This is a genomic window from Ruegeria sp. K11 (genome assembly GCF_056531905.1).
The window spans coordinates 1-24,213 of the sequence record NZ_JBQFMP010000018.1; the positions used below are offsets into that span (position 1 = coordinate 1).

The window sequence follows — 24,213 nt, forward strand, 5'->3', positions numbered from 1 at the left end:
GGTTCGCGGGGCCTGAAACCGATCTGACCGACATGGGGTCGCAACTGGCCGCGCAGTTCGTCGCGTCAGGCACCGTGGAGTGGCAGGGCACCCGGCTTGCCATCTATACCGAACTGTCGGATGCACGCTCAGGTCAAGTGATCTGGAGCGACCGTGTCCCCGGAGCCATTGCGGATGTGTACGATATGCGCGCCCGTATTGCGCGTGACCTTGCCATGGCACTGGAACTGCGCCTGCCGGTGCACGAGGCTGACCGTCTGACGCACATCCCTTCGGAAAACCTTAATGCGTGGGGGCATTACCACCTCGGGATACGGCATATGTACCGGTATAACCGCACTGACAACGAGATTGCGGCCAGTCACTTTCGCACTGCCATCGCACAGGATCCAGGCTTTGCCCGCGCCCATTGCGGGCTGTCCTATACCGAATTCCAGAACGCGTTTCAGCATTTCGCGACAGATACAGGCCTGCACGCCAGATTGGCGTTGGGACATGCCGAAGATGCCCTGCAACTGGACCCGTTGGACCCGTTTTGCAACCTGATCTACGGGCGCGCAAAATGGTTGCTGGGAGACGCCGAGCAAGGGTTGGTCTGGGTGGACCGCTCCATTGATCTGAACCCCAACTATGCGTTCGGCTACTACAACAACGCCACGCTGAACACCGTGCTGTGCAACGGTCAAACTGCGGACCAAAACGTGGAAACGGCGCTAAGGCTAAGCCCCTTGGACCCGCATCTGCAATCCATGTACGGCACGCGCGCGTTGGCGGCATTTGTCTCGGGCGATCTGGCTGCGGCCAGCGCCTATGCCGAGCACGCCCTGAGCGCGCCCAACCCCCACCTTTATGTCTTCATGATTGGTGCGGTCGTGCACGCAGAAGCCGGGAATGCGGATAAAGCCCAGACCTGCGTCGAGGCCATCCGCGCCAGGAACGTCCCCTTTGGCAAGCCCGAGTTCCTGACCCATTTCAACCTGCGCCAAACCGATCGGTTGCAGGCCCTGACCTCATCGCTTAACAAATTGTCCTTGTAGCGGTGGTGCAAGCGTTCTGTTTTCAAAGTCGATATCATGTGCCGCCTTCACTTGATCATTTAGGAAAATGCGGCCCTACACAGGTCTTGCTGACCCCTCTGGCGATCAAACAGCCCCCTATTCAGGGTTCTCATGCGCAGCAAATTCGTCTGAAAAGTCCGGATGCCAACGCGAAAGAGCTGGGCGATTGTTGATGATATCGCCCAAGGCCCATTCAATGCGTTTGATATCACGCGACTGCGATACGTCATTGTCCGGGCAGAGAATATAGAAATCTCCCGCTGACATACGGCTTACCAGGAAGTCGACGGCCTGTTCGCTGGTCCAGGCAGCAGCGGGCTTCTCCGCCATGAATTTCTGTATCATGCCGGTGTAGGTAAACCCAGGCACGAACAGGTGGGCCGTAATCGGTGCCTCTGCCTGACGCAGGTCATTGGCCAACATCTCGGTCATGACCTTCACCGCCGCTTTGCTTGTGTTGTAGGCCGGGTTTCCCGGTGGGGTCGTGATGCCTTGTTTCGAGCCAGTGTTAATGACAACGGCCGGGTGATCCCTCTGGATCATCCTCGGCAAGAAGGCATGTACGCCATTCATGACGCCAAATAGATTTACCTCGATCAGCTTGCGCCAGTTCCCGGCACTTTCCCAACTGCCGGTCGGCAGGGCAATTCCGGCATTGTTCATCAAAACCGCAATATCGCCCAGTGAAAAGACCTCATCCGCCAGGGTGGTTACGGCTGCGGCGTCGGTCACATCGGTGGGAACCGCACGGACCAGAGCCGAGTGTCCAGCCATGCCGCGCAGCTCCGTTTCGGCTGCCTCCAAGGCTTCCCCCGGAAGATCGATCAGAATGACCCCCAATCCGTCTTGCAGAAATCGAACCGCAGCGGCCTTTCCAACACCGCTGGCCGCCCCTGTCACCACCGCCAAACCGCCTTCTTTGACAACATTTTTGTACATGTGCCATCCCTTCCAATTCTGCTTCAGGACGCCATTTGCTTTTTGAGGCTGCCGATAAAGGTTGCGTCGTCCTGTGCCTTGCGTGCATCAAGCAGCCTCTCTGCATCGGGTCCTGCGCGAAAGCGCAGGCGATCACTGGTCTCGTTTGCAGCGTCCCAAATGACCCCAGCAACAGTTTCCGGGGCAGATGGATCCGAGGCCAGCCTGCCGAACAAACGCCCCATGGCATCGACGGTGGGCGCATAGTCGTTCAGGCCTTCGTCCATAGCGAAATCAAAGGAGCTGCCGCCAAAATTGGTCTTGATCATGCCCGGCTGGACAATCCGAACATGGATGCCAAACGGCTCCAGTTCGTAATGCAGCGCCTCGGACAACCCTTCCACTGCGAACTTGGTGCCATGGTAGAGCGACCCGAGAGGAAATGTGATTTGACCGCCAATGGAAGAGATATTGATAATTGTGCCGGAACGGTTCTGCCGCATATGAGGCAGAACGGCCTTGGTCACCTCCAGAAGCCCGATCACATTGGTTTCGAACTGGCGCCGGATCCGATCCATCGAGAATGCCTCAAGCGCACCATAGGCACCGTAGCCCGCATTGTTGAGCAGAACATCAATCTGGCCGAAACGGTCGATCCCTTCAGCTACGGCGGTCGAGATCGAGCCGGGATCGGTCACATCCAGCCGGGCCAGATGCACGTTCTCAGAAGTAACGAGATCCGTTTCGGCTGCGGGATTGCGCATCGTGGCAATGACATTCCAGCCGTTTGTCTGAAAATGCCGCGCGGTCGCGGCCCCGATGCCCGAAGAAGCCCCGGTGATTAGGATGGTCTTCATATCCATTTTCCTCCAGTTCATGCTTTGATGATAGCTTTAACTTTCGCTGTTTTCATCGCGTTAAGTCCTGATTACTTGCACGATCCTCCAGAAATCGGACTATTCGATAAATTCTTGAGGAATATCGTGCTAAGGCTTGGCACGGCGAAGGAGGCACCTATGACGCAAGCGGGATTGTTGGGTTATGTACAGGCTGTTCTTGAACGGGAAGGGGTTGCGCACGGAGGGGTTTCACACGAGCAAACCGGGACGCATCTGCTGATCCACCCCTCAACCACCCGCTTGGATTCGAGCGTGTATCGCCCTTTGTTCTGCGCCGTTCTACAGGGGGCGAAAGAGGTCGGGACAAGCACCAAGAGCGTGACTGTCCGGGCCGGACAATCGCTGATCGTTAGCCACGCCCTGCCGGTTGTGTCGCGGATTACTGAGGCAACGACGGAACAACCTTACGTAGCACTTGTTTTTCCTCTGGATATGGATGTGCTGCGCAGCCTGGCCCCTTCGGTGCCGATTTCCGCCACCGCTCGGGCGCCTGACCCATTTTCAATATGCCTTGCAGAGACAGATACCGACATGGAGAACGCCATCACTCGCTATTTTCGCCAGTGCGAGACGGACGAGATGCGGCATCTTCTGGCCCCGATCACATCGCGCGAAATTCATGCCCGCCTGCTTTTAGGGCGTCATGGCGGCGTGCTCCAGAAGCTTTTGTGGAATGACACCACCGCCAGCCGGATTTTTGCTGCGACGCGCGAAATTCGATCCGATCTCGCCAAGCCACTTATAGTCGGAGATCTTGCCGGGCGCATCGGTATGAGCAGTTCGGCTTTCTTCGAACAGTTCAAAGCCGTCACCGGAACCTCGCCCCTGCAATATCAAAAGGATCTGCGACTGTTGCAGGCACGGGATACGCTTCGAACGACCCGTTCCAAAGTATCCGATATCGCCTTCGGGGTCGGATACGAAAGCCCCGGACAATTCTCCAGGGAATACACTCGTAAATTCGGACGACCTCCCCGGCAGGATCGTGTTTTCGACGCTGCCAGCTAAGAAACCGGATCGATCAGTTCACGTCAACCAGCGCCAGTCTCTCGGCGATTTCCCGGCTTCGTACTGCCGGAACACCACCGGCATCTGCGTAGGCCAGCCACTGATGGGTGACATTGCGAACTCGTTCAATGATTTCCGTGATGCGGCGCGGCTTCAGACCCGCCCCCTGCCCTACTGCGATCAGGTCTTGATGCGTTGGGTTTCGCCCATTGCCATTGACGCTGAGATGATGTTCGCCGCCGGGGCCATCCGAAAAGCTCAGATCATACGCCGGAGACAAACGCCAAGTGCCATGCTGGTCCATCAGAAAGGCATGGTTCTTGATATGGTCGTCTCGGTTGTGGCTCAGAACATTGAACACCATCCGCCGGAACATCTCTTCCACGTCTCCTTGGTGATTTGTCATAAAATACGTCAATTTCAGAAGGGTTTCATAATCAACAGCCGGAGCAGTGAAATCCGCATTCAGGATGCCCGCGACTGTGTGCATGTGCAGCCGCCGACCGCTGGGCCTGTCAAATCGAAGGGTGGCGAACAGATCATCCCCCTCACCGGTCGTCAGAACCTGCGTGTCGGACATATTGATCCCGGCTGCACGCGCCATTTCGGCATAGGCCTGTTCCTCGCGCGCGGCGCTGACCGGGTCTGACGAGGACCGGAATTTAATCAGGTAGTGACTGAACCCCTCCTCCACCGCACTGCGATAGTCCCGCAACATCCCGGTGTCAGAGTTCATCAGTGCTACGAACTTCGGTCGTGCCCCCGCCGAGCCGCCACTGCCTGCCCGCAAGCGGCGCAGGTCTTCGACAGCCATATCCTCTTCGATGTGCTGGACCGTTTTGGCGAACCAATCCAAATCAATAGTGTCCCGTTTCGTCAATTCTTCTTCGGGATGATAGCTCAGCGCCCCCATACCGTGCTGGCCCACGATGGCCAACCGGTCGACCGGTGTCAGGTCATGAACCGCCCTGCCCTGTCGCGCCAGTTCGCGATCAATCAGCAGATGACCCCAACCATCGGGCAATGAGTCCCCCAACAGACCCGGCAAGCCGTCAAATGGCGTGTGTTCCCCGAAATGCAGCCCCTGCCAGGACCGGATCGAATAAGGCGATATCGGCAGCGGGCGTGCAACGAACTCGCTCGCCCATTCTATGGCCGCACGACGTTGGTCTTTGACCCAAGCGACCTGTCCGACCTGACGCCGATGATCTCCAAAGTCCAGTTCAATGTTCAGACGATCCACCATCACTTGTGCCTTTTTCCAGCACGCTTTCGGTCAACCCCAACCGATTTCAACTGATCCAGAGACGCGGCCGTAGGCTGAGGGAACAGATAGCGAAACGCATCCAGCGCACCCAACGCCCCTGCGATCGCTAGAAGCGAAGCCAGCGAGATCTCACCGCTTTGTTCAAATCGCTTGAGCGTCGATAGCGGCACACCCGATTTTTCGGCCAGGGCCTTCTGTGTCATGTTATGAGCCAGACGCAACCTGCGGGCAGCAGAGCGAATCTCATCCTGTGCCGCGCCCGGAGTCTGTGACTCAAAATTAAAGACCAATATAGTGTCCTTTACTCAACTTTTTAATTCGTTAAGGTCAATATATAAATCTTTATTGCCAATGCAAAGCAATCAATTCACCTCGCCCACCCCAGGCTCCAGAGGATTCTGTCGCAAACTTTTTCCCACCTGTCAGGCTGAGTGTCGTTTTGGTAGCGCATGCTCTAAATGACAGGAACAGACCGTTACAATCTCATTTTAGGGTGCACATTTTCCGAAAAACGTGATCTTACACGCTGTTTTCTTCTATCTCCGATGCGGAGTGCCATATCGGGATCTGCAAGAAATCATCGCAGAATGTAGTGTTGAACTGGATCACGCGACCCTGAACCGCTGGGTGAGCCGATACGTCGGTCTTGCAGCTGATGCTTCACGGTGCAAAAAGCGCCCTGCCGACCGTTCGTGGCGCATGGATAAGACCTATGTGAAAGTGAAGGGCGAGTGGGTTTATCTTTGTCGCGCCATGGGCAAACACGGCAAGACCCCGGACTTCATGCTTTCCAAACGCCGGAATAAAGCTGCGGCGACGAAATTCTTCGCTCGTGCGCTTAAGGTGATCGGTTTGCCGCGAAAGATTGCCATCGACAAACGCGGAGCCAACACTGCCGACATCAAAGCCATAAACAAAAAGGATGACAGGCTTTGGTTGTCCGGCACCGATTGAGATGGTCAGACGGACATACCTTTACAACATCATCGATCAAGGCCATCGATTCATCAAACGTCGCATCAGGCTCATGCTGGGTTTCAAGTCTTTCGATTCAGCTGCATCTGCCCTGGCAGACATAGAATTGGTCAACATGATCCGCAAAGGCCAATTCACGCCCGAACTCTCTGCATTTCGGCAGTTTCCTCAACTGGCAGAGTCATCAACCCGACTGCGCCATCTCCTCAGCCTTCAAAGGAATTTGCCACGAAACCCAACAATCACTGACTGACGGATCATGCGAAACGAAGACGGCACCTGCCTGTGCAGGTGCCGTCGATCTTTCATTTACGCTGGTAATTTACCGCTCAAGCTTGCCGACGCCCGAGAAGCGGAAGGCTTCTTGTTCAAGGGCGTCGATCTCGTCGATGGACATCTCGTCATGTGCCACGGTGATGCGGCCCAGGAACACCAGCGGCAGTTCGTCCTGACGACCTTCCAGATGGTACTTGATCGCCTCGGCAGTGGCCGCGCCCACATCGTCGCCCATGCGCATCGGGGTCGCATCCAGCTCACCCCGGCGAATGGCTTCCAACTCAAGACCTGTGCCGCCCCAGCCGGTCGAGAAGATCTCTTTCTCTTTGCCGACCGCCAGCTGCGCCTCGACCGACCCCATGGACATGGCGGTGTTGGCGTTGTGGATCACGGTGGCCTCAGGGTAGGCCTGCAGGATCAGCTGCGTGCCTTCGAACCCGCCTTCGCGCTGGTATTCGCCGTAATGTTCATAGACGACATCCCAGTTGCCTTTCTCGGCCACACAATCCTTGAAATCGCCTGAACGCTGGTTATCGGTGATGCCTGGAATGCCACGGTTCATCGCATAGACAACGTCATTGCCCAGTCGTTCCACCATGTAGTCGCAGATCTTGATCGCACCATAAGCGGACGAGAAATCCAGCCACATATCCGGCTGGTTCTCAAGATACTGCAATGGCGTGTGGAACGCCCAGACAAAGGTGGTCAGATCGGGATTGGCCGACAGTTTGTCGATATTGTCGGCTTGCGTGGCCAGTTCCGAGGGTCCGAAGATCACGAAGTCATAGATATCGGCATCCTGATCCACCTGCTGCGCATAGGTCGATTGCAGCGAATGTTCGATCTGACGAGAAGCAAATTCGCGCGTCTCGTAGTTGATACCCAATTCATCCAGACGCTTGGTCGTTGCCAGATAGGAACGCGCCCAGAAGTCCGAGACATCAGCCGATGGGTAGATAAAGGCGATCTGAATCGGATTTTCCTGTGTGCCCTTGAACGCGACCGCCTCGGCCCCTGTCACATCCTGCAGGGCTTCCAGTTTGCCCGGCTCATTCACCTGTTCAATCAGCCAGAAATCCCGCTCTCCGTCATCGGGCAGCGCCTTGAGCGGCAACTCCTGCGCCATGGCTGCGGATGCGACAAGGCTGGTCGCAAGAACCGTTGTATTGAGTAGTTTCATATTATCCTCCCTAGGTTTGATTACTTTTTCGGTGTTAGCCGCTTGGGTTCGGATCCCCTCCGAACAACATGCCCAGCACGACGACGATCACGAATGCGGCGACCAGTACCGCGATCAGCTTGACGATGCGGCGGTTCTCGGCGCTGGCGAACAGCGCGCCGATGCTGCCGCTGCCATCGCGGTCCTTTTTACCGATCCAGGTATAGACGGCGACGGACAGGATGATGACCACGCCCGAGGCGACCGATTGCCAGAAGAATTCAATCCGCAACGTCACCAGCGCGTTCACCATCATCGACAGCAACAGCACGCCCGCAAAAGACCCGATGATCGACGCTCGCCCACCGAACAGCGAGGTGCCGCCGACGACCACGGCTGCGATAACATGCAGGTTGAAGTAAGGCGCTGATGTCGCCTGTACCGCGTTCAGTTTGCCAGTCAGCATCAGCCCAGCCAGCCCCGCCATCGCGCCCATCAGCACATAGGCGTAGATGCGATAGCGGTCGACCGCGATCCCCGTCATCTCCGAGGCTTCGGGGTTTGAGCCGATGGCGATCGTGTAGCGCCCGAAATAGGTGTCGCGCAGGACGAAATAGCCGATCACCAGCGTCAATATTCCGATGACAACCGGCGTGGGCAGGATGACAAACATCTGGCCGCGCCCGATTTCGGTGATCAGCTCGGGGAATCGGGCCAGCACCAGCCCTTTGGCCAGCACCAGCGCGAAGCCGCGGTAGACAAGGTCCATGGCCAGCGTACCGATCAGGTCGGGCACCCGGAACACGGTAATCACCAGTCCGTTGACCAGACCCAGAAGCGCGCCCAGCGTGATGCAGACAAGCACCCCGGCCCAGGGCGCGAGCCCCCATTGTTTGACCATAAAAGCCATGCAGATCGCCGACAAGGCCGCGACCGAGCCGATAGACAGGTCAATCCCGCGTTGCGTGATGACGAAGGTCATCGCCATTGCCATCGGCATATACAGCGCGGCATCCAGCAGAATCTGGTTCAGGTTCGACAGACGGAAATACCGGGCCGGTTCCACCGCAGCCATGAACAGCCCGATCAACAGGATCATGGCCAGCGGACCCAGAACGCCCATATAGGCATCCAGTCTTGCTGTCAGGGATTGAGGACGAGTGGCAGTTGTGTCGTTCATGTCTCTCTCCCCTCAGGCAGCTGTCTTGGTGCCGACAATCATGCCCAGCACATCTTCGTTGGTGACCTCGGCGGTTTTGACGACACCAACGCATTCGCCCCGCCGCTGCACATGGATGCGGTCGGATATTTCGAACACGTCATCCAGCGAGTGCGAAATCACGATCACCGCCAGCCCCTGATCGCGCAGCGTCTTGATCAGCTTCAGGGTTCGCGCGGTTTCCTGCGGTCCAAGGGCGGCGGTGGGTTCATCCATGACCAGCACGCGCAGATCGTCATGCCGGACCGCGCGCGCAATTGCGACCGCCTGACGCTGGCCACCCGACAGGCTGTCGGTTTCCACTTCCATCGAGCCCAGGTTGACCCCCAGACGGTCCTGCAGAACGCGGCGCGCCTCGTCCCGCATACGCCGGTTGTCGAGGATTTCTATGCCCAGTACCTTGCGCGTCAGCTCCGAGCCCAGAAACAGGTTTTGCGCGGGCGTCAGGTGATCGGCCAGTGCAAGATTCTGATAAACCGCATCAATGCCATTTGCGATGGCGTCGGAATGGTTGGTCATGGCGAAGGGCTGACCATCCAGCAGGATCTGACCTTCCGTCGGCTGGTACACGCCGGTCAGAACCTTGATCAGCGTCGATTTACCGGCCCCGTTATCGCCGACAATGGCCAGAACCTCTCCGGGGTAAGCGTCGAGATCGACGCCCTCCAAAGCGTGGACGCCGCCAAAACGTTTCGAGATTCCGCGCATGGAAACTATGGGTGACTTGTCCGTCATGAAGGTGCCCTTTTTCGTGTTGGTTGTCTCCGGCGCACCTGCGGCGCGCCGGACGATAAGGCGGTTCGGGGAGACTTAACCGCCTACACCCCAGATTTTCTTGTAGGCATCGCGATAGCCGTTATCGGGATCGAAGGTGTTGTTGGGTCCGCCATCGAATTCGATGTTGTCCGGCGTCACCACATGCAGCGGTGAGTTGAAGCCTGACCAGTCTTCGCCCGCAAAGGCGCGGTTCAACTCGTCGATCATCTGCCAGCCCTGCAGGTTCAGCGGCTCGGCCACGGTGACGGCCTGATACTCCTGCGTGCGGACGCGCTGATAGGCGGCCTGACTGCCATCACCCGCGGCCACGGCAATCGGCCCGCCATCCCCGGGAATGCCCGCAGCAGCCAGCGAGGGGCCCATGAAGTCGAAATACAGGTCATTGATGGCCAGACTATGAGTCCATTTGGCCCCATGGCGCTGCAACAGCGAGGTGGTCAGCTGCGGCATCCGGGTCGAGGTTTCGGCAATCGGCGTATCGACATATTCCAGCACCGTGCCGCCCAGCTTTTCGATGGCTTCCTTCATCCAGTCGGCCTTGTCGATGGCGATCTGATAGGTCGAATCCGTGAAGATCACGACGGCAGGCTGTTCATCCGCATCGACAAAGGCCCAATAGGCCGCCGCCAGCGATACATCGCGCGCATTGGTCGTGATGTTGGCAAAGATACCCACATCCGGCGCAGGGCCATTGTCGGACGTGGCGTGCCACGAGACCATCGGTATCCCCGCCTCTTGCGCGGCAGCAATCCCCACCTGCTGCTCCGTCGGATTGAACCCGTTGATGATGATGCCGTTGGGGTTCAGCGCCAGCGCCTGACTGAACGCGCCAGTGCGGCCCGAAACGGTGCCGCCGCCCTCGATCACGCGCAGGTCCCAGCCGATGGCCTCGGCGGCCTCTTGCGCGCCTTCAGCCGCGCCCAGAACACCCCCGTTTGTGAGGTCCGAAGCCAGCATGACAACCAGCTTGTCCGGCTGCGCTGCCGGACCCGTGGTCGGGCCGGTCCAGCTGTCCTGTCGTGATGCGAATTGAGCGATGAAATCCTTCGCTTCGTCCACCGATTGCGCCCCTGCGCCTCCGGTCAGTGCCAATGCCGCGACGGCGCTGGCCAGCAGAGTTCTTCTGAACATATTATATCCTCCCGTTTATCAAGTTTCCGATGATTTCTCCGCAGGCCCCTCCTCGGCCCCGGCGGCCCCGAAATGCGTTGCGGCCCGACGGCGCTGTGCCAGACCCGCGATGCCGATCGCGACCAGCAAGGTCACACCGTTGAACATCGGCTCAACCCAGAACGACCCGCCAAATTGCTGGATCCCCGAGATACCGACGGCAAGTATGATGACACCGATGATCGTGCCCCATACGTTCACCCGCCCGGGTTTGATCGTGGTCGATCCAAGAAAGGCCCCGACCAGCGCGGGCAGCAGAAACTCAAGGCCGACACTTGCCTGTCCGATCCTCAGTTTCGACGCCAGAAGCACACCGGCCAGCGCCGACAGGGCCCCCGACGCAATGAAGGCCAGCATGGTATAGCGCGCAACCGGGATACCATTCAGCGTCGCCGCCTTAGGGTTTGCGCCGATGGCGTACATGTAGCGCCCCAGCGGCAGGTATTCGAGCAGCAGCCACAGCAGAACAGCCAGCGCCAGCACGTAATAGGCGGTGATGGGCAGGCCAAACACAAAGGTGGTGCTGAGCTTGTAGAAACCCGGGTCCAACTGCGCTACGACCTGCCGCCCGCCCGTATGCCACAGGGCCAGTGCATAGATGATGGTGCCGGTTCCAAGCGTGGCAATGAAACTGTCGATCTTGGCCACTTCGACCAGCAATCCGTTCAGGAACCCCACAAAGGCCCCTGCGATCAGGATCAGAACGCAGGCCAGCGGCCATGGTACACCGGCGATCTGCAGGCTGATGACCAGAATATGCCACAACACGATGCCATATCCGACGGTCAGGTCGATCTTGCCCGTCACCATAGGGATCATTGCCGCCAGCGACAGGATCGCGATAATCGCCTTGTCCGCCAGGATCGACCGCAAGTTCAGCATGGTCGGGAAAGTGTCTGGTAGCAGGATGCTGAACAACAGGATCAGGGCGATGGTCAACACCACAAGGCCATAGACCGGCACCAGACGCCCGAGGCGCGCGGCCATCGACAGGTTCTGCATTTCGGCCTTCGTCGGCTCCAGCGCGTTGGATTCAATGGACTGCATGCGGTGTTTCCATTTGGGACGTTACATTACCTGCCGAGGCAGACTGAATCAGTTGTTCGGTGTTCAGGCGATGGTCAGACAATTCGTCGACAATCGTGCCCTGACTGAAAATCAGAGCGCGGGTACAGATCGCGGCAACCTCTTCGAAATCGGTGGACACCACGATAACCCCCACACCTTCGCGCACGGCGCGTTGGATCAGGGCATAGATTTCGGCCTTGGCGCCCACATCGACGCCCGCCGTGGGATCTTCGCAGATCAACAGCTTGCGATCTGTCGCCAGCCAGCGCCCGACAACAACCTTTTGCTGATTGCCACCCGACAGCGCCTCGACATTCAGGCCCGGATCATTGGGTGACAGCCCAAGGGCCGAGCCGATCTCGGCGGCCTTTCCGGCCTCGGTCCGGGCCGACTGGACGTTCCAGAATCCGCGCTGGAATGCGGCGGGGTTGAGAAAGGTGTTCTCGCGGATCGTCAGCGTACCGGCCACCGATTCCTCGGTCCGGTCGCGGGCGACAAGCCCGATCCCGGATTCCATTGCGGCTTTTGGTGATGACAGATCAGGACGGTCGCCATTGATCTCGATGTCGCCCTGATAGGGTTCCGACCCGAACATCGCACGCGCGATGGCCTCATGCCCCGCGCCGCGCAGGCCCACAAGCCCGAGAATTTCACCCTGATCCAGATGGAAGCTGACCGGCCCCACCCCTTCGCAGGCCAGATCGCGCACCTCAGCCACACGCGCACCCGGCACCACGTCGGCCTTCTGGACCGCGCGGGTTTTGCGACCGACAATCATATGCACCAACTCTTCGGGCGTGGTGTGGCCGGTATCGCGCATTCCAACCATCTCTCCATCGCGCAGCACCGCGACGCGATCCGAGATCGCAAACACTTCGTCCAGACGGTGCGAGACATAGATCATCCCCACACCCCGGTCTTTCAGCGGGCGGATCGCATCGAACAGCCCCTCGACCTCATCCGCCGGAAGCGAGGCGGTGGGTTCGTCCAGAACTAGAAAATCGCATTCCACTGCCAAAGCGCGCGCAATCGCGATCAGCGACTTTTCCGTGCGCGACAGGCTGGATACGCGCGTTGTCGGATCGAAATCGCACCCCACCTTGTCCAGCGCCTGACGGGCGAACTTTTCAACACCCCGCCAGCTTACAAAACCAGCCTTGCGGGCAAATCCAAGGGACAGGGCCATGTTCTCGGCCACGGTCATCCATTCGATCAAACCTAGGTCCTGGTGAATGAAGGCCACGTTCTGACGCTGACCGAAACTGCCCGGTGAATGGCGATAGGGTTGGCCGTCAATGCGCACCTCGCCGCTGTCAGCGGTATGAATGCCGCCCAACACCTTGATCAGTGTCGATTTACCGGCCCCGTTTTCGCCCAACAGCGCGACAATTTCGCCGCGCGCCACCCGAAGTGACACGTCCTTCAACGCATAGTTTCCACCGAAGTGCTTGGCAATACGGTCAAAAACCAGCCCGTTTAAAACGGCCTTCGACACTCAAGTTCCTCCCTGAAGCGTACCGACATTTTTGTTGAGTTACCGGTATCTCTCCCTTACGCTGCGTTCAGATCAGCGATGAGTCAACAAAAAAGTTACGGGTAACTCTCGGAGCAAGAATGAGCCCAAGAAAACGAACAAGAATAAAACTGGCCGAGGTTGCCGAGGCCGCAGGCGTGTCGAAAATGACCGCCTCGCGGGTGCTGAACAATGGCAAGGGGTTTTCCGAGGACACCCGGGATCGCGTCATGGCCGAGGTCCGGCGGCTGGGTTATGTCCATGACCGGATGGCGGTGGCCTTCTCGTCCGAAAGCACCTCAACCTTCGTCGGTGTGTCCATTCCCGATCTGGGAAACGAGGTCTTTGCGCAGGTTCTGGAAGGGATCGAGCGGCGGTTGAACGCCTCGGGATATCAGGCGGTTCTGTGTGTGTCGCAATACGATATGGAATCAGTCGAAAGCTGGATCGAAACGGTTCTGGAATGGCGCCCGGCGGGGTTGATCGTCACGGGTCGCAATCATTCTGAACGCACCCGAAAACTGCTGCGCGGGGCGGGTGTTCCGGTGGTCGAACTGTGGGACCTCAACACCTCACCCGTCGATCTGAGCGTGGGACTGAACCACTATGACAGCGGCTATGCAATGGGGCGGTATATGGTCGAACGCGGCCACCGCAGGATGGGCTATATCGGCACTCATCATGACGCCGCCCATTCCGCCGAGAGCCGATTTACAGGGTGGAAATCGGCTGTATTGGATGGCGACGGCTCAATCGCCGACAGCTATGTTCTGAAAGATACGCCCGGATTTTATGCCGGGTATTATGCGACGGAGCAGATGCTGAGCCGCACACCTGATCTGGATGCCATTTACTACCAGAATGACAACATGGCCGCCGGGGGGCTGATGTTTGCCCAATCCCGTGGCCTCAGCGTGCCGGACGATATCGGAATTGCAGGTTGGGGAGACCTGCCCATCGCCTCAATCCTGCCGCAGCGGCTGACGACGATGCATGTGGCGCATCTGAAACTGGGTCAGCAAGCCGCCGATTCCATTCTGGCCGCAATCAACAACCGACCGGTCAAGGATGTCACACCGGTCAGTTTCCGCTTCGTTCCGGGCAGCACGATCTAAAGCGTTTTGCGTTTCCTCTGAGGCAAAGTTATCGAAATGCGCGTTCGACCGCAGGGAGAGGCAGCGTATTTCGATTCAAATCAAACGCAATACGATCTAGGCGCACTCGGGCACGGGTGTCACCAGCGGACGACCGTCAAAGTACGCCGCAAGATTTTCGCGTTGCAGGGCCCCCATCGCGGTACGTGTCTCAATCGTGCCGGAGGATTGGTGCGGTTGCAGCAACACGTTGTCCATTTGCAGGAATCGTGGATCGATATTGGGTTCGTTCAGGAATACATCCAGCGCAGCTCCGGCGATCTGGCCGTTCTCCAGCGCTTCGAGCAGTGCGCCCTCGTCAACGGTCGTCCCGCGTGAGATGTTCACCAGCAGCCCCATTTGCCCCAGTGCCGCAAGGGCGTCAGCCCCCACAAGACCCGCCGTTTCCGGGCCGCCGGACACGCAGACGAATAACACATCGACCTGCGCGGCCATGGTTGGGATGTCGTCGAAATAGGTCCAACCCGGCGTGTCCTTTTCGGTCCGCGCAAAATAGCTGATGTCGATATTGAAGGGCACCAGCCGTTCAGCCAGCGCACGACCGATGCGGCCCAGCCCGACGATCCCCGCCCGTTTGCCCGACACTTTGCGCTGCAGCCGGTATTCGCCGTGCTGCGCCCACTCGCCGGATCGTATCCAAGCCTGCGCACCCGGAATGCCGCGCGACCACGCGATCATCATGCCAATGCCCAGATCGGCAACATCCTCGGTCAGGACATCCGGAGTGTTGGACACCAGAATGCCGCGTTTCACCGCGTGGGCTACGTCGATTGTGTCGTAGCCAACACCCAGATTGGCAATCATCCCCAGATTGGGAAACCGGTCCATGACCTCACCGCTCAGGAACGAGTGGCCGCGAAAGGCGATGGCGCGGATCGCGGTCAGCGCCTCGGCTGGCAGATGGTCTGGCGTGCCGCCTTCCTCCATCAGCCAGACAGTAAAGGCTTCGTCCATCGGGACCTGATCGTAGTCAGCATAAGACCCTACAACGAGGATATCTGGCTTGGTCATTTTTTCCTATCCCTTAAGCAGGCTTTTGAGTGAAATGGCAGGATCGGCAAGGGCCGCGCTGTCCACCAAACGCGCGCTTTCTATCAGCTTCATCGCAAGACGCATATCTTTTGCAATCTTGACGCCTTTCGCGATGCCTACGGCAAACGCCAGTTTGCAGTCTGACAGGCCGAAGGAAATATGGTGGTCAGGCCCATACGCGCGGTCGATGATCTGGTGATCCGCGCTTTGCAGTCCAGCGCTTTGCAGCACATAGTCATACTGATCCGACCAGACCCAGGGCGTCAATTCACAGGATCGCAGGTCATCGGGGCAGGCCATGTTATGACCTGCGATTTCGCCTTGCTGGCCAGCGGCAGTCCAGGCCTCCAGCCGGGTTGGCTGGTCTCCCGTGACCGGCGCCGCACAGCAATCGCCGGCGGCGAAGATATTTGGGTGCGAGGTGTGCAAATGGCGGTCCACCAATACCCCGTTCTCAACCGATAGCCCGGCCTGCTCGGCCAATTCGACCATCGGGGTCGAGCCGATACCGGCAATGACAAGATCGGCCTGCGCCAGTTCCTCGGGCGTTGTTCTATGGTTCAGACTGAACACGACGCCTTCCGCGACGTGGCGGTCTTGCACAATAGCGGCGACCGCCGGAGTCGCGCCACGTGCCAGAATACGGTCTGCCTGCTCGACCACACGCACAGCAACACCCATTGCACGCAGGCTGGATGCCAGTTCCAAGCCGATGAATCCTGCCCCGATGATGATGGCGGTTTCGGCACCCGTCGCCCTTTCGCGGATCGCATCCTCATCGGCTTTGGTACGCAGGGTCATGGCATCCGGAAAGGCGCGCGCCGCTGCGCCGGTGGCCAACAGCAGTTTGTCAAACCCAAGGGATGCGCCGCCGGACAGCGTCAGAATCCGGGCGTCGGGATCAATCGCCGTGACCAAATCATGCCGGAACGTCACCCCCGCCGCATCGACATGTTCAGCGGGTACAATAGGGCGCGCTTCCACCCCATCCTCTCGCCACTTTGAAAAGGGGGGGCGTTCATGCGGTGGCCAGACCGCATCCCGGTCGATCAGCGTTATCGGACCCTCGAACTCCGACTTGCGGGCCGAGGTCGCCGCGCGCAGACCCGCATGGCCTGCGCCGACGATTACGATACCGCTCATGCCTGGGTACTGCGCATGGCTTTAGTACGCTCGGTATGCAGTTTGCGGAAATGTTCATCGGCCTCGGGCGTGCCGTCGTGCAGGCTGCCGAACCACTTGTCGAGGGGCACGTTGCTCTCTCCGAAATTCACATTGTGATAGCGATGATGCAGATAGTGCATATAGCGGTCATTGCGCAGCGCCAGCTCATCGCCAAACACGATTTCATCAAATCCCGAATGGCTGACGGCGGGGCCAAGCGCGGTCTGGAACCCGTTGAACATCATATGCAGCGGATGGCTGGGCACGATCACGTGGATCAGCATACACGAGAAATAGACCAGATGTTCAACCGGGTGCATTGCCATCCCGGACCATGGGCCGACATTTACGTTCTTGTGATGAAGGTAATGCACCCAGTCATACAGCGGTTTCCAGTGGATCAGGCGGTGAATCCAGTAGAAGTGAAAGTTGCGCCAGAACGGAATCGCCATCATCAGCAGGCAGAACAGGATCGGATGCTCCGCCGGGTCAAGATAGGGCATCCAGCCATTTGCATAGCCCCACCACAGGAAACACTCATATCCCGTCCAGATCAGCGTGCCGACCTGCGCCCAGAAGATGTTATCCCAAACCTGATCGCCGAACAGGAAAGTGGGGTTGTTCTTGGCCTGCATATTGGCGTTGTACTTCTTGAGCCGCCCCTGCATCTTATAACCGCAGAACCACAGGTGGAATATCCCGGTCCAGACCCAGATCAGGACCAGATTGCGCAGAAGGATCTCGGCCATCCAACCAAGTTGGAACGTTTCCATGCGCGTCAACTCGGGCGTGAACCAGACATAGCTGACCCCGATCAGCACCATATAGATGGCAAACCACGGCAGGAAGAATCCCGGGAAACCCGTCAGCCATTTGAATATTTTCGGGAAGTTCAGCGGATCGTCAAAAAGTGGCTCAAGATAGATCGGGCGGCCCGACCACCACTCACCGCGGCGGTTTCGCTCCTGGCCATGTTCGTCAATCGTGATCTTGGGTTTCTTCGCCATGACATGCCCTTTCCTTGGCCGAATCCGTGCCAAAGTGCGTTTCCGACCACTTAATCGGATAGACAGGCTCCACCGTTCCGTCAACAAAAGTTTCGAAACTTTTTAGTTTTGACGAAATTGCGAGCGTCTACCAAAATTTCCTTGACCTGCCGCCGACCTGTCCTTACGCCTGTTGGAATGGATGCCTCCTCTGCCCCGAAACCGCCGCCAGATATCTACGACAGCCTGCGCGACGGGCTGATCTGGGGGCGCTGGAAATCCGGCGAACGGCTTAAACCCCAACACCTGAAGGTCGAGTTCGGCTGCACCACCGCCGCCCTGCGCGAGGCATTGTTGCGGCTGGCCGGAGAGGGCTTTGTTGAAAACGAAAAGAACCACGGGTTTCGCGCCGTACAACACTCGGAAGAGACATTCCGGCAAGCGGCGCATCTGCGACAGTTGCTGGAAGGCGAGGCGGCCGCACTGGCTCTGAAACAGGGTGATTTTGAATGGGAGATGGCATTGAACGCCGCCCATCACAACCTTGACTATATCGAAGCGCGTATGGAGCAGGCCGAAGATATCACACCTTTTCTCAGGCGCTGGTCACGGCAGGACTGGTTGTTTCACAGCACGTTGCTGGGGGCATGCGATTCGGACCTGCTGATGCGAACCTACAAATCCGTCTATGACACGTTCCGGATGTACGCAGTGTCCCAGATTGACGGGTTTGGATTCTCGCCGGTGACGCGGGCCGAGCATCGGGCGATTTATGACGCTGCTATTGCCCGCGACCTGCCCGCCTGTCTGGACGCCATACGCGGCCATCTTGCGCTGTATGAAGACAATAACCGCCTGCCCGCGCGGCTGGCACCCAAGGGAGGAAACGAAACATGAGCAAGATTGCTTTGGTGACAGGCGGCGGCTCGGGCATTGGTCGGGCCTGCGCGGTGAAACTGGCCCAGAACGGGTACACGGTTGCGGTCACCGGACGACGGCAGGAGCCCCTGGACGAGACCGTTGCCGCCATGGGTGGGGGTCAGGCCATCGCCTGCGATGTGACGGACCCAGCGCAGGTCGATGCCCTGTATGATGCGATCAAACAGACGCATGGGCGGCTGGATGTGCTGTTCAACAATGCGGGCAACAACGTGCCCGCAGCACCAATCGGGGATATCCCGCCCGAGGATTTCATGACCGTGATGAACGTGAACCTTTACGGTGCGTTTCTGTGCGCGCGCGGCGCGTTCAACGTGATGCGGGATCAGGACCCTCAAGGTGGTCGGATCATCAACAACGGCTCGATCTCGGCGGCGGTGCCGCGCCCGGGCTCGGTGCCCTATACCAGTTCCAAACACGCGATCACGGGCATGACCCGGTCGATCTCGCTGGACGGGCGTCCGTTCAACATCGCCTGCGGCCAGATCGACATTGGCAATACGGCGTCCGAGATGACCTCGAAGATGTCCGGCGGTGTGCCGCAGGCGGACGGGTCGCTAAAGCCCGAACCGGTGATGAGCGTCGAGAACGTGGCCCTGTCGGTGCTGCACATGGCCAACCTGCCGCTTGAGGCGAATGTCCAGTTCATGACCGTCATGGCCACCGCCATGCCCTTTATCGGGCGGGGTTAGGCGCGTGAAATCCATCTACACTTTTGCTGCCCAGCCCGCACAGCGCAGGGTGACGATCCCCTGCATGCGTCAGGCCAAGGCCGAGGGGCGCAAGCTGACTCAGGTCACGGCCAACACCCCGGACGATTTACGCGCCGCCGAAGAGGCGGGTATCGACATGATCGTGTCGGATGCGGCCAGTATGGTGCATGTTCGCGCCCATAACAAAACCAGCTTCTGCACAGCCGCGATCAAACTGACCGAGGTCAAGACCACTGATGACATCCTGAGCGCCGCACTGGATGCGCTGCATCTGGGGGCCGATGCGGTGATCACCCCGCGCAGCTTTGACGTGGTCGAGACGCTCAGCAAAGAAGGCATCCCGGTCATGGGCCATCTGGGTCTTGTGCCGCGCAAATCGGTTGCGACGGGCGGCATGCGGGCGATGGGCAAGACCGCAGACGAAGCGCTGGAGCTTCTGCGCGATTTCAAGCGGCTTGAAAACGCCGGGGCCTTTGCCGTCGAATCCGAGGTGATCTGCGGCGAGACCATGACCGAGATTGCCCGCCGCACTGCACTGATCTGCGTCTCGCTTGGGTCGGGCGGCGGAGGGGATGTGAATTTCCTGTTCCAGAACGACCTGACCGGCGAAACCGAGAACCCGCCGCGTCATGTGCAGGCCTTTGGCGATCTGGCCCGTCTGCACCGTGAACTATACGCCGCCCGCGTCGCCGCCGTCAGCGCCTTTCGCGATGCGGCCACCAATGGCAGCTTTCCGCCGGACAACATCACGCCGCATATGGCACCGGGTGAATACGAAAAGCTGATGACCGAAATTGACAGAATCTGAGGACTGATATGGCCGAGAAAATCCGCGTCTGTTCAACAGGCGACATCGAAGAAGAAGATGTCATGCGTTTTGACCATGGCGACAAAAGCCTGATCATCATCCACGGCCCGGACGGGAACTTCTACGCGGCCGACGGTTATTGCACCCACGAAAAGCAACACCTGTCCGACGGGTTGGTGGACGAGTTCGACATCGAATGCCCGCTGCATTTCGGGGCCTTCGATTACCGCACAGGCGATCCCACCGTGCCTCCGGTCTGTGTGGCGCTGAAAACCTATCCTGTCGCTGTTGAAGGCGACGATGTTTATGTCGAGATCTGAGCCATGACCTTATTTGACCTGACCGGAAAAACTGCCCTTGTCACCGGATCCTCGCAAGGGATCGGATTTGCGCTGGCGCGGGGATTGGCCGAGGCCGGAGCCTCAGTTGTTCTCAATGGCCGCGACACGACCAAACTGGATGCCGCCGTGGCCAAGCTGTCCGGCGAAGGCCACAGCGTCACGGCGCTGCCCTTCGACGCCACCGATCATGCTGCGGTTATGGCTGCGGTGGACGGGTACGAAGCCTCGGGCCAGATCGACATTCTGGTCAACAATGCCGGGATGCAGTTCCGGACTGAGCTGGAAAACTACCCGGCCGAGATGTTCGGCAAGCTGCTGGAAACCAATATCACGACGGTGTTCAACGTAGGGCAGGCCTGTGCGCGGCATATGATCGGGCGCGGCGCGGGCAAGATCATCAACATCGCCAGCGTGCAGACCGCGCTGGCCCGCCCCGGCATCGCGCCTTACACCGCGACCAAAGGCGCGGTGGGCAATCTGACCAAGGGCATGGCCACCGACTGGGCCAAGCACGGGCTTCAATGCAACGCCATCGCGCCGGGCTATTTCGACACGCCACTGAACGAAGCGCTGGTCAATGACCCCGAGTTTTCGGCCTGGCTGGAAAAACGCACCCCGGCAGGCCGCTGGGGCAAGGTCGAGGAACTGGTGGGCGCTTGCGTGTTCCTGTCCTCTCCGGCATCCAGCTTTGTCAACGGGCATACGCTGTTCGTGGACGGCGGCATCACGGCGAGCCTGTAAGCCATGCGAGCGATTGTCATTCACGCCCCCCGCGAACTGCGCATCGAAACCCGCGAAGTGCCAGAGCCCGGACCCGGTCAGGTCCGCGTGAAGATGGCCGCTGGCGGCATCTGCGGGTCGGATCTTCATTACTATAACCATGGTGGCTTTGGCACGGTGCGCCTGCGCGAGCCCATGATCCTGGGCCATGAGGTGTCAGGCCATATTGACGCCCTCGGCGACGGTGTTGACGGGCTGGCTGTGGGCGATCTGGTGGCGGTGTCCCCGTCCCGCCCATGTGGTGCGTGCCAATATTGCGCCGAAGGCCTGCGCAACCATTGCGAAAACATGCGCTTCTATGGTTCGGCCATGCCCTTCCCGCATATTCAGGGTGCCTTTCGCGAGGTTCTGGTGGCCGATGCCAGCCAATGCGTGCGCGCAACAGGCTTGACCGCGGGCGAGGCCGCAATGGCCGAGCCATTGTCGGTCGTGCTGCACGGCACCCGGCGCGCGGGCGAAATCCTCGGCAAGCGGGTCCTGATCACCGGCAGCGGCCCCATCGGCACTCTGGCGGTGCTGGCCGCGCGGGCGGCAGGGGCGACCGAGATTGTCGTGACCGATCTTGAGGACAACGCGCTTGGCTTTGCCTCCCGGGTGGGCGCGGACCGCGTGATCAACGTGACCCGGGATACCGACGCGCTGAACGCTTATCAGGCGGGCAAAGGCACGTTCGACATTCTCTATGAATGTTCGGGCAGCCCGCAGGCGCTGGCCGCTGGCATCGCGGCGCTGCGGCCGCGCGGGATCGTTCTGCAACTGGGACTGGGCGGAGACATGACAATCCCGATGCAGATGCTGACCGCCAAGGAACTGGACCTGCGCGGGTCGTTCCGCTTTCACGAGGAATTTGCCACCGCCATTGCCCTGATGCAAAACGGCAGCCTGGATGTGAAACCACTGATTTCGCACACGGTCCCTCTCGATCAGGCACAGGCAGGTTTTGACCTGGCGGGGGATCGGACGCAGGCTATGAAAGCGCAAATCACATTTGGATAGGAAACCCGAGTAATGTCCTTTTTTGAAGCCCACGACCCGGTATTTGAGACCTATGTTCTGGGCAACGCGCCGGTCAAACAGCTTGCCACCGGGTTTGACTGGGTCGAGGGGCCGGTCTGGTTCGGCGATGCGGGCTGTTTGCTGTTCTCGGACATTCCGAACAATCGCATCCTGCGCTGGACACCGGGCAGTGGCATCACCACCTATCGGCAGCCGTCAAACTATGCCAATGGGCATACCCGCGACGGGCAAGGCCGGTTGGTATCCTGCGAACACGGCACACGGCGGGTAACACGGACCGAGCTTGACGGCTCGGTCACGGTGATCGCCGACAGTTTTGAGGGGAAAAGGCTGAACTCACCCAACGATGTTGTCGTCCACTCGGACGGCTCGATCTGGTTCAGCGATCCGCATTACGGGATCATGACCAACTACGAGGGGTTTGCGTCCGAGCAGGAATTGCCCTGCAATGTCTACCGCGTCGATCCGGCTACGCGTGAGATCGCAGCCATGGTCACCGATATGGACTGCCCGAACGGTCTGGCCTTCGGCCCGAACGAAGACACGCTATACGTGGCCGACACCGGCAAGATGTTCGATGCCGACGCGCAGCGCTGTATCCGGCGCTATGATATGTCGGACGGCGCGCCCACGAACGGGGCACATTTCTTCACTGTGGACGCTGGCGCGGCAGATGGGTTCCGATTGGATTCAGACGGAAACGTCTGGAGTTCGGCTGGTGACGGGGTGCATTGTATCTCGCCCGACGGCAGGTTGCTGGGCAAGATTCTGATCCCTGAAACCGTGTCCAACATCTGTTTCGGAGGCCGCGCCAAGCATCAGATGTTCATCACCGCCTCGACCAGCCTTTATGCCATCACCCTGAACAGGTCCGGCGTGCAAATGCCTTAAGTGGTCGTTCCCACGACCAGCTTGTCGGGCACCAGACCAACAGGGTTTTGCAGCGCCTCCCGATCCACAATCAGCTTCACGGCACAGCGTCCGATTTCACGTCGATCCACATCCTGCGTGGTCAGGCTTGTCCTGACCGCGTGATCCCGCGAGGTTCCGTTGAACCCGGCAACGGCCACATCCTCGGGAATCCGAGACTGGACCAGAATAGCAAGTTCAAAAGCCCCAAGCTTGAGAATTGGCAAACAGCTGTCAATGACGTGCTCTATGGGTTTGGCTCTTCAATTCGATTTCGGATGGTAACACGGGGACTTCCGAACAAAACCATGAGGTATGCCCGTCGCTTCATCGCGGCACGCATCCGGCCAATATCGGAGTACGGGGCATTTGCTTCAGCGGCGCCGACGATCGATGGCATAAAGGGCACCCGCAGGGTCAAAGCATTGTCCCGAAAGCCGACGATTGTCGTCCTCAATGGCACAAAGGTGAGCCAACTGCCCAAATACTGCTCTGGCTCAGAGGTCGGTTGTGGGGCCGATCCGCCTTTTGGAACAGCTTTGAGCGGTTCGGATCCATTGCTCCTGCGTCAAGGCACGAAGGGACGTGAGATAAAACCGGCAAATTCCTGACGCGCTTCGCTACGTGGAATGTTATGGGTCACGGACAGACCCAAGACGCTGCATTCCACTGTATCGACCCAGCTTTCGTTGATGTTGTTCCAGAGCTCGAACAACTGAATTGCCATATCATCATTTGGATTGCTGAGGTTCCATTCTGTCGATTCTCCTGCCGTCGTGCTACCTGACACGGTCGCCGCGGTTCCGTTGCCCTCGCCGGTGACTGAGACACTGCCTGTCGCTGAGGCTGAGGTTGTCCATTTCCGGCTGCCTCCGGCAGGTATGACGGGTCCCGGGACTTCGAATGTTTCGGTCTCGGATTCGACGTTCGAACGACCCTGAAATGTACAGGGCCAAGGTGTCGGAATGTCACCCAGACATACGCAGAAGGCATGCGGGCTGGAGCGACGCACGAGCGATGGCACTGACCCTAATTGCATACATGCGCCACAGGGCGGTCCAAG

General features: G+C 59.0%; 25 protein-coding genes and 1 pseudogene. 11 read left to right on the forward strand and 15 right to left on the reverse strand.

Translation table 11 applies throughout. The annotated features are described in order from the left end of the window. Positions 1-1,037, forward strand: a 1,037-nt coding sequence (locus tag ACR0K4_RS20435; RefSeq protein WP_480855518.1) for a tetratricopeptide repeat protein, incomplete at its 5' end; no start/stop codon positions are given. A gap of 117 nt (positions 1,038-1,154) precedes the next feature. Here the strand turns inward: ACR0K4_RS20435 and ACR0K4_RS20440 are convergent. Together ACR0K4_RS20440 and ACR0K4_RS20445 are read right to left on the reverse strand one after the other, a co-directional pair. Next, positions 1,155-1,997 carry an SDR family NAD(P)-dependent oxidoreductase gene (locus ACR0K4_RS20440; protein ID WP_480855519.1) on the reverse strand — a complete coding sequence of 281 codons (843 nt, stop codon included), beginning with the start codon at positions 1,995-1,997 and terminating at the stop codon, positions 1,155-1,157. A 23-nt stretch (positions 1,998-2,020) separates the two neighbouring features. After that, on the reverse strand, positions 2,021-2,833 hold the full coding sequence (locus ACR0K4_RS20445) for an SDR family oxidoreductase (RefSeq protein ID WP_480855520.1): 813 nt from the start codon (positions 2,831-2,833) through the stop codon (positions 2,021-2,023). A gap of 27 nt (positions 2,834-2,860) precedes the next feature. On the opposite strand from ACR0K4_RS20445, the gene ACR0K4_RS20450 reads away from it, so the two are divergent. Next, positions 2,861-3,883: an AraC family transcriptional regulator gene (locus ACR0K4_RS20450; RefSeq protein ID WP_480855582.1), complete on the forward strand. Its 1,023-nt coding sequence runs from the start codon at positions 2,861-2,863 to the stop codon at positions 3,881-3,883. Positions 3,884-3,896: 13 nt separating this feature from the next. Here the strand turns inward: ACR0K4_RS20450 and ACR0K4_RS20455 are convergent, their stop codons facing one another. Both ACR0K4_RS20455 and ACR0K4_RS20460 read right to left on the reverse strand, forming a co-directional pair. Then, positions 3,897-5,129 (reverse strand): type II toxin-antitoxin system HipA family toxin, encoded by a 1,233-nt coding sequence (locus tag ACR0K4_RS20455; protein ID WP_480855521.1) that lies wholly within the window; start codon positions 5,127-5,129, stop codon positions 3,897-3,899. Next, a complete protein-coding gene (locus ACR0K4_RS20460; protein ID WP_480855522.1) occupies positions 5,129-5,440 on the reverse strand; it encodes a helix-turn-helix domain-containing protein in 312 nt (103 codons plus the stop codon). The genes ACR0K4_RS20455 and ACR0K4_RS20460 overlap by 1 nt, the downstream gene beginning before the upstream one ends. 223 nt (positions 5,441-5,663) lie before the next feature. On the opposite strand from ACR0K4_RS20460, the pseudogene ACR0K4_RS20465 reads away from it, so the two are divergent. Continuing rightward, positions 5,664-6,303: pseudogene (locus tag ACR0K4_RS20465) on the forward strand (IS6 family transposase); the annotation flags it as partial. Positions 6,304-6,447: 144 nt separating this feature from the next. Here ACR0K4_RS20465 and ACR0K4_RS20470 read toward each other — a convergent pair. The 6 genes from ACR0K4_RS20470 to ACR0K4_RS20495 all read right to left on the reverse strand — a co-directional run bounded on the left by ACR0K4_RS20470 (position 6,448) and on the right by ACR0K4_RS20495 (position 13,289). Beyond that, positions 6,448-7,581 (reverse strand): substrate-binding domain-containing protein, encoded by a 1,134-nt coding sequence (locus tag ACR0K4_RS20470; RefSeq protein ID WP_480521899.1) that lies wholly within the window; start codon positions 7,579-7,581, stop codon positions 6,448-6,450. A 34-nt stretch (positions 7,582-7,615) separates the two neighbouring features. Continuing rightward, complete coding sequence (locus tag ACR0K4_RS20475) at positions 7,616-8,740, reverse strand: ABC transporter permease (RefSeq protein WP_480855523.1); 1,125 nt, start codon at positions 8,738-8,740, stop codon at positions 7,616-7,618. Positions 8,741-8,752: 12 nt separating this feature from the next. Then, entirely contained in the window at positions 8,753-9,514 is a 762-nt protein-coding gene (locus tag ACR0K4_RS20480) for an ATP-binding cassette domain-containing protein (protein WP_480521901.1), read from the reverse strand. A 75-nt stretch (positions 9,515-9,589) separates the two neighbouring features. Further along, a complete protein-coding gene (locus ACR0K4_RS20485) occupies positions 9,590-10,687 on the reverse strand; it encodes a substrate-binding domain-containing protein (RefSeq protein WP_480521902.1) in 1,098 nt (365 codons plus the stop codon). An 18-nt stretch (positions 10,688-10,705) separates the two neighbouring features. After that, positions 10,706-11,773, reverse strand: a complete 1,068-nt coding sequence (locus ACR0K4_RS20490) for an ABC transporter permease (protein WP_480855525.1) — start codon at positions 11,771-11,773, stop codon at positions 10,706-10,708. Continuing rightward, positions 11,760-13,289 carry a sugar ABC transporter ATP-binding protein gene (locus ACR0K4_RS20495; RefSeq protein WP_480855527.1) on the reverse strand — a complete coding sequence of 510 codons (1,530 nt, stop codon included), beginning with the start codon at positions 13,287-13,289 and terminating at the stop codon, positions 11,760-11,762. Before ACR0K4_RS20495 ends, ACR0K4_RS20490 begins: the two co-directional genes overlap by 14 nt. Positions 13,290-13,408: 119 nt before the next feature. On the opposite strand from ACR0K4_RS20495, the gene ACR0K4_RS20500 reads away from it, so the two are divergent. Next, the gene (locus ACR0K4_RS20500; RefSeq protein ID WP_480855528.1) at positions 13,409-14,422 is read left to right on the forward strand and encodes a LacI family DNA-binding transcriptional regulator; all 1,014 of its coding nucleotides are present in this window, start codon (positions 13,409-13,411) and stop codon (positions 14,420-14,422) included. Positions 14,423-14,518: 96 nt separating this feature from the next. Here ACR0K4_RS20500 and ACR0K4_RS20505 read toward each other — a convergent pair whose 3' ends face one another. From ACR0K4_RS20505 to ACR0K4_RS20515, 3 genes are read right to left on the reverse strand one after another with little or no spacing between them, the layout of a single operon-like run. Next, the gene (locus tag ACR0K4_RS20505) at positions 14,519-15,472 is read right to left on the reverse strand and encodes a 2-hydroxyacid dehydrogenase (RefSeq protein ID WP_480855529.1); all 954 of its coding nucleotides are present in this window, start codon (positions 15,470-15,472) and stop codon (positions 14,519-14,521) included. Between the two features lie 6 nt (positions 15,473-15,478). Next, entirely contained in the window at positions 15,479-16,636 is a 1,158-nt protein-coding gene (locus tag ACR0K4_RS20510; RefSeq protein ID WP_480521907.1) for an NAD(P)/FAD-dependent oxidoreductase, read from the reverse strand. Next, complete coding sequence (locus tag ACR0K4_RS20515) at positions 16,633-17,664, reverse strand: sterol desaturase family protein (RefSeq protein ID WP_480855531.1); 1,032 nt, start codon at positions 17,662-17,664, stop codon at positions 16,633-16,635. Before ACR0K4_RS20515 ends, ACR0K4_RS20510 begins: the two co-directional genes overlap by 4 nt. A 177-nt stretch (positions 17,665-17,841) precedes the next feature. Here ACR0K4_RS20515 and ACR0K4_RS20520 point away from each other — a divergent pair, with 177 nt between their 5' ends. Genes ACR0K4_RS20520 through ACR0K4_RS20550 form a run of 7 tightly spaced genes read left to right on the forward strand, consistent with a single transcriptional unit; the run spans position 17,842 to position 23,132 of the window. Beyond that, positions 17,842-18,540 (forward strand): GntR family transcriptional regulator, encoded by a 699-nt coding sequence (locus ACR0K4_RS20520; protein ID WP_480521909.1) that lies wholly within the window; start codon positions 17,842-17,844, stop codon positions 18,538-18,540. Then, entirely contained in the window at positions 18,537-19,274 is a 738-nt protein-coding gene (locus tag ACR0K4_RS20525; protein WP_480855532.1) for an SDR family oxidoreductase, read from the forward strand. Before ACR0K4_RS20520 ends, ACR0K4_RS20525 begins: the two co-directional genes overlap by 4 nt. A gap of 4 nt (positions 19,275-19,278) precedes the next feature. After that, the gene (locus ACR0K4_RS20530) at positions 19,279-20,103 is read left to right on the forward strand and encodes a 3-methyl-2-oxobutanoate hydroxymethyltransferase (protein WP_480855533.1); all 825 of its coding nucleotides are present in this window, start codon (positions 19,279-19,281) and stop codon (positions 20,101-20,103) included. An 8-nt stretch (positions 20,104-20,111) separates the two neighbouring features. Then, a complete protein-coding gene (locus tag ACR0K4_RS20535; RefSeq protein WP_480855534.1) occupies positions 20,112-20,423 on the forward strand; it encodes a Rieske 2Fe-2S domain-containing protein in 312 nt (103 codons plus the stop codon). Positions 20,424-20,426: 3 nt separating this feature from the next. Continuing rightward, on the forward strand, positions 20,427-21,185 hold the full coding sequence (locus ACR0K4_RS20540) for an SDR family oxidoreductase (protein WP_480855535.1): 759 nt from the start codon (positions 20,427-20,429) through the stop codon (positions 21,183-21,185). A 3-nt stretch (positions 21,186-21,188) separates the two neighbouring features. Further along, positions 21,189-22,220, forward strand: a complete 1,032-nt coding sequence (locus ACR0K4_RS20545) for an L-idonate 5-dehydrogenase (protein WP_480855536.1) — start codon at positions 21,189-21,191, stop codon at positions 22,218-22,220. A 12-nt stretch (positions 22,221-22,232) separates the two neighbouring features. After that, the gene (locus tag ACR0K4_RS20550; RefSeq protein ID WP_480855538.1) at positions 22,233-23,132 is read left to right on the forward strand and encodes an SMP-30/gluconolactonase/LRE family protein; all 900 of its coding nucleotides are present in this window, start codon (positions 22,233-22,235) and stop codon (positions 23,130-23,132) included. Here the strand turns inward: ACR0K4_RS20550 and ACR0K4_RS20555 are convergent. Next, positions 23,129-23,377: a substrate-binding domain-containing protein gene (locus ACR0K4_RS20555; RefSeq protein WP_480855539.1), complete on the reverse strand. Its 249-nt coding sequence runs from the start codon at positions 23,375-23,377 to the stop codon at positions 23,129-23,131. The two genes, ACR0K4_RS20550 and ACR0K4_RS20555, sit on opposite strands and share 4 nt — an antisense overlap. 341 nt (positions 23,378-23,718) lie before the next feature. Then, positions 23,719-24,189 carry a hypothetical protein gene (locus ACR0K4_RS20560; protein ID WP_480521917.1) on the reverse strand — a complete coding sequence of 157 codons (471 nt, stop codon included), beginning with the start codon at positions 24,187-24,189 and terminating at the stop codon, positions 23,719-23,721. Positions 24,190-24,213: the final 24 nt, after the last annotated feature.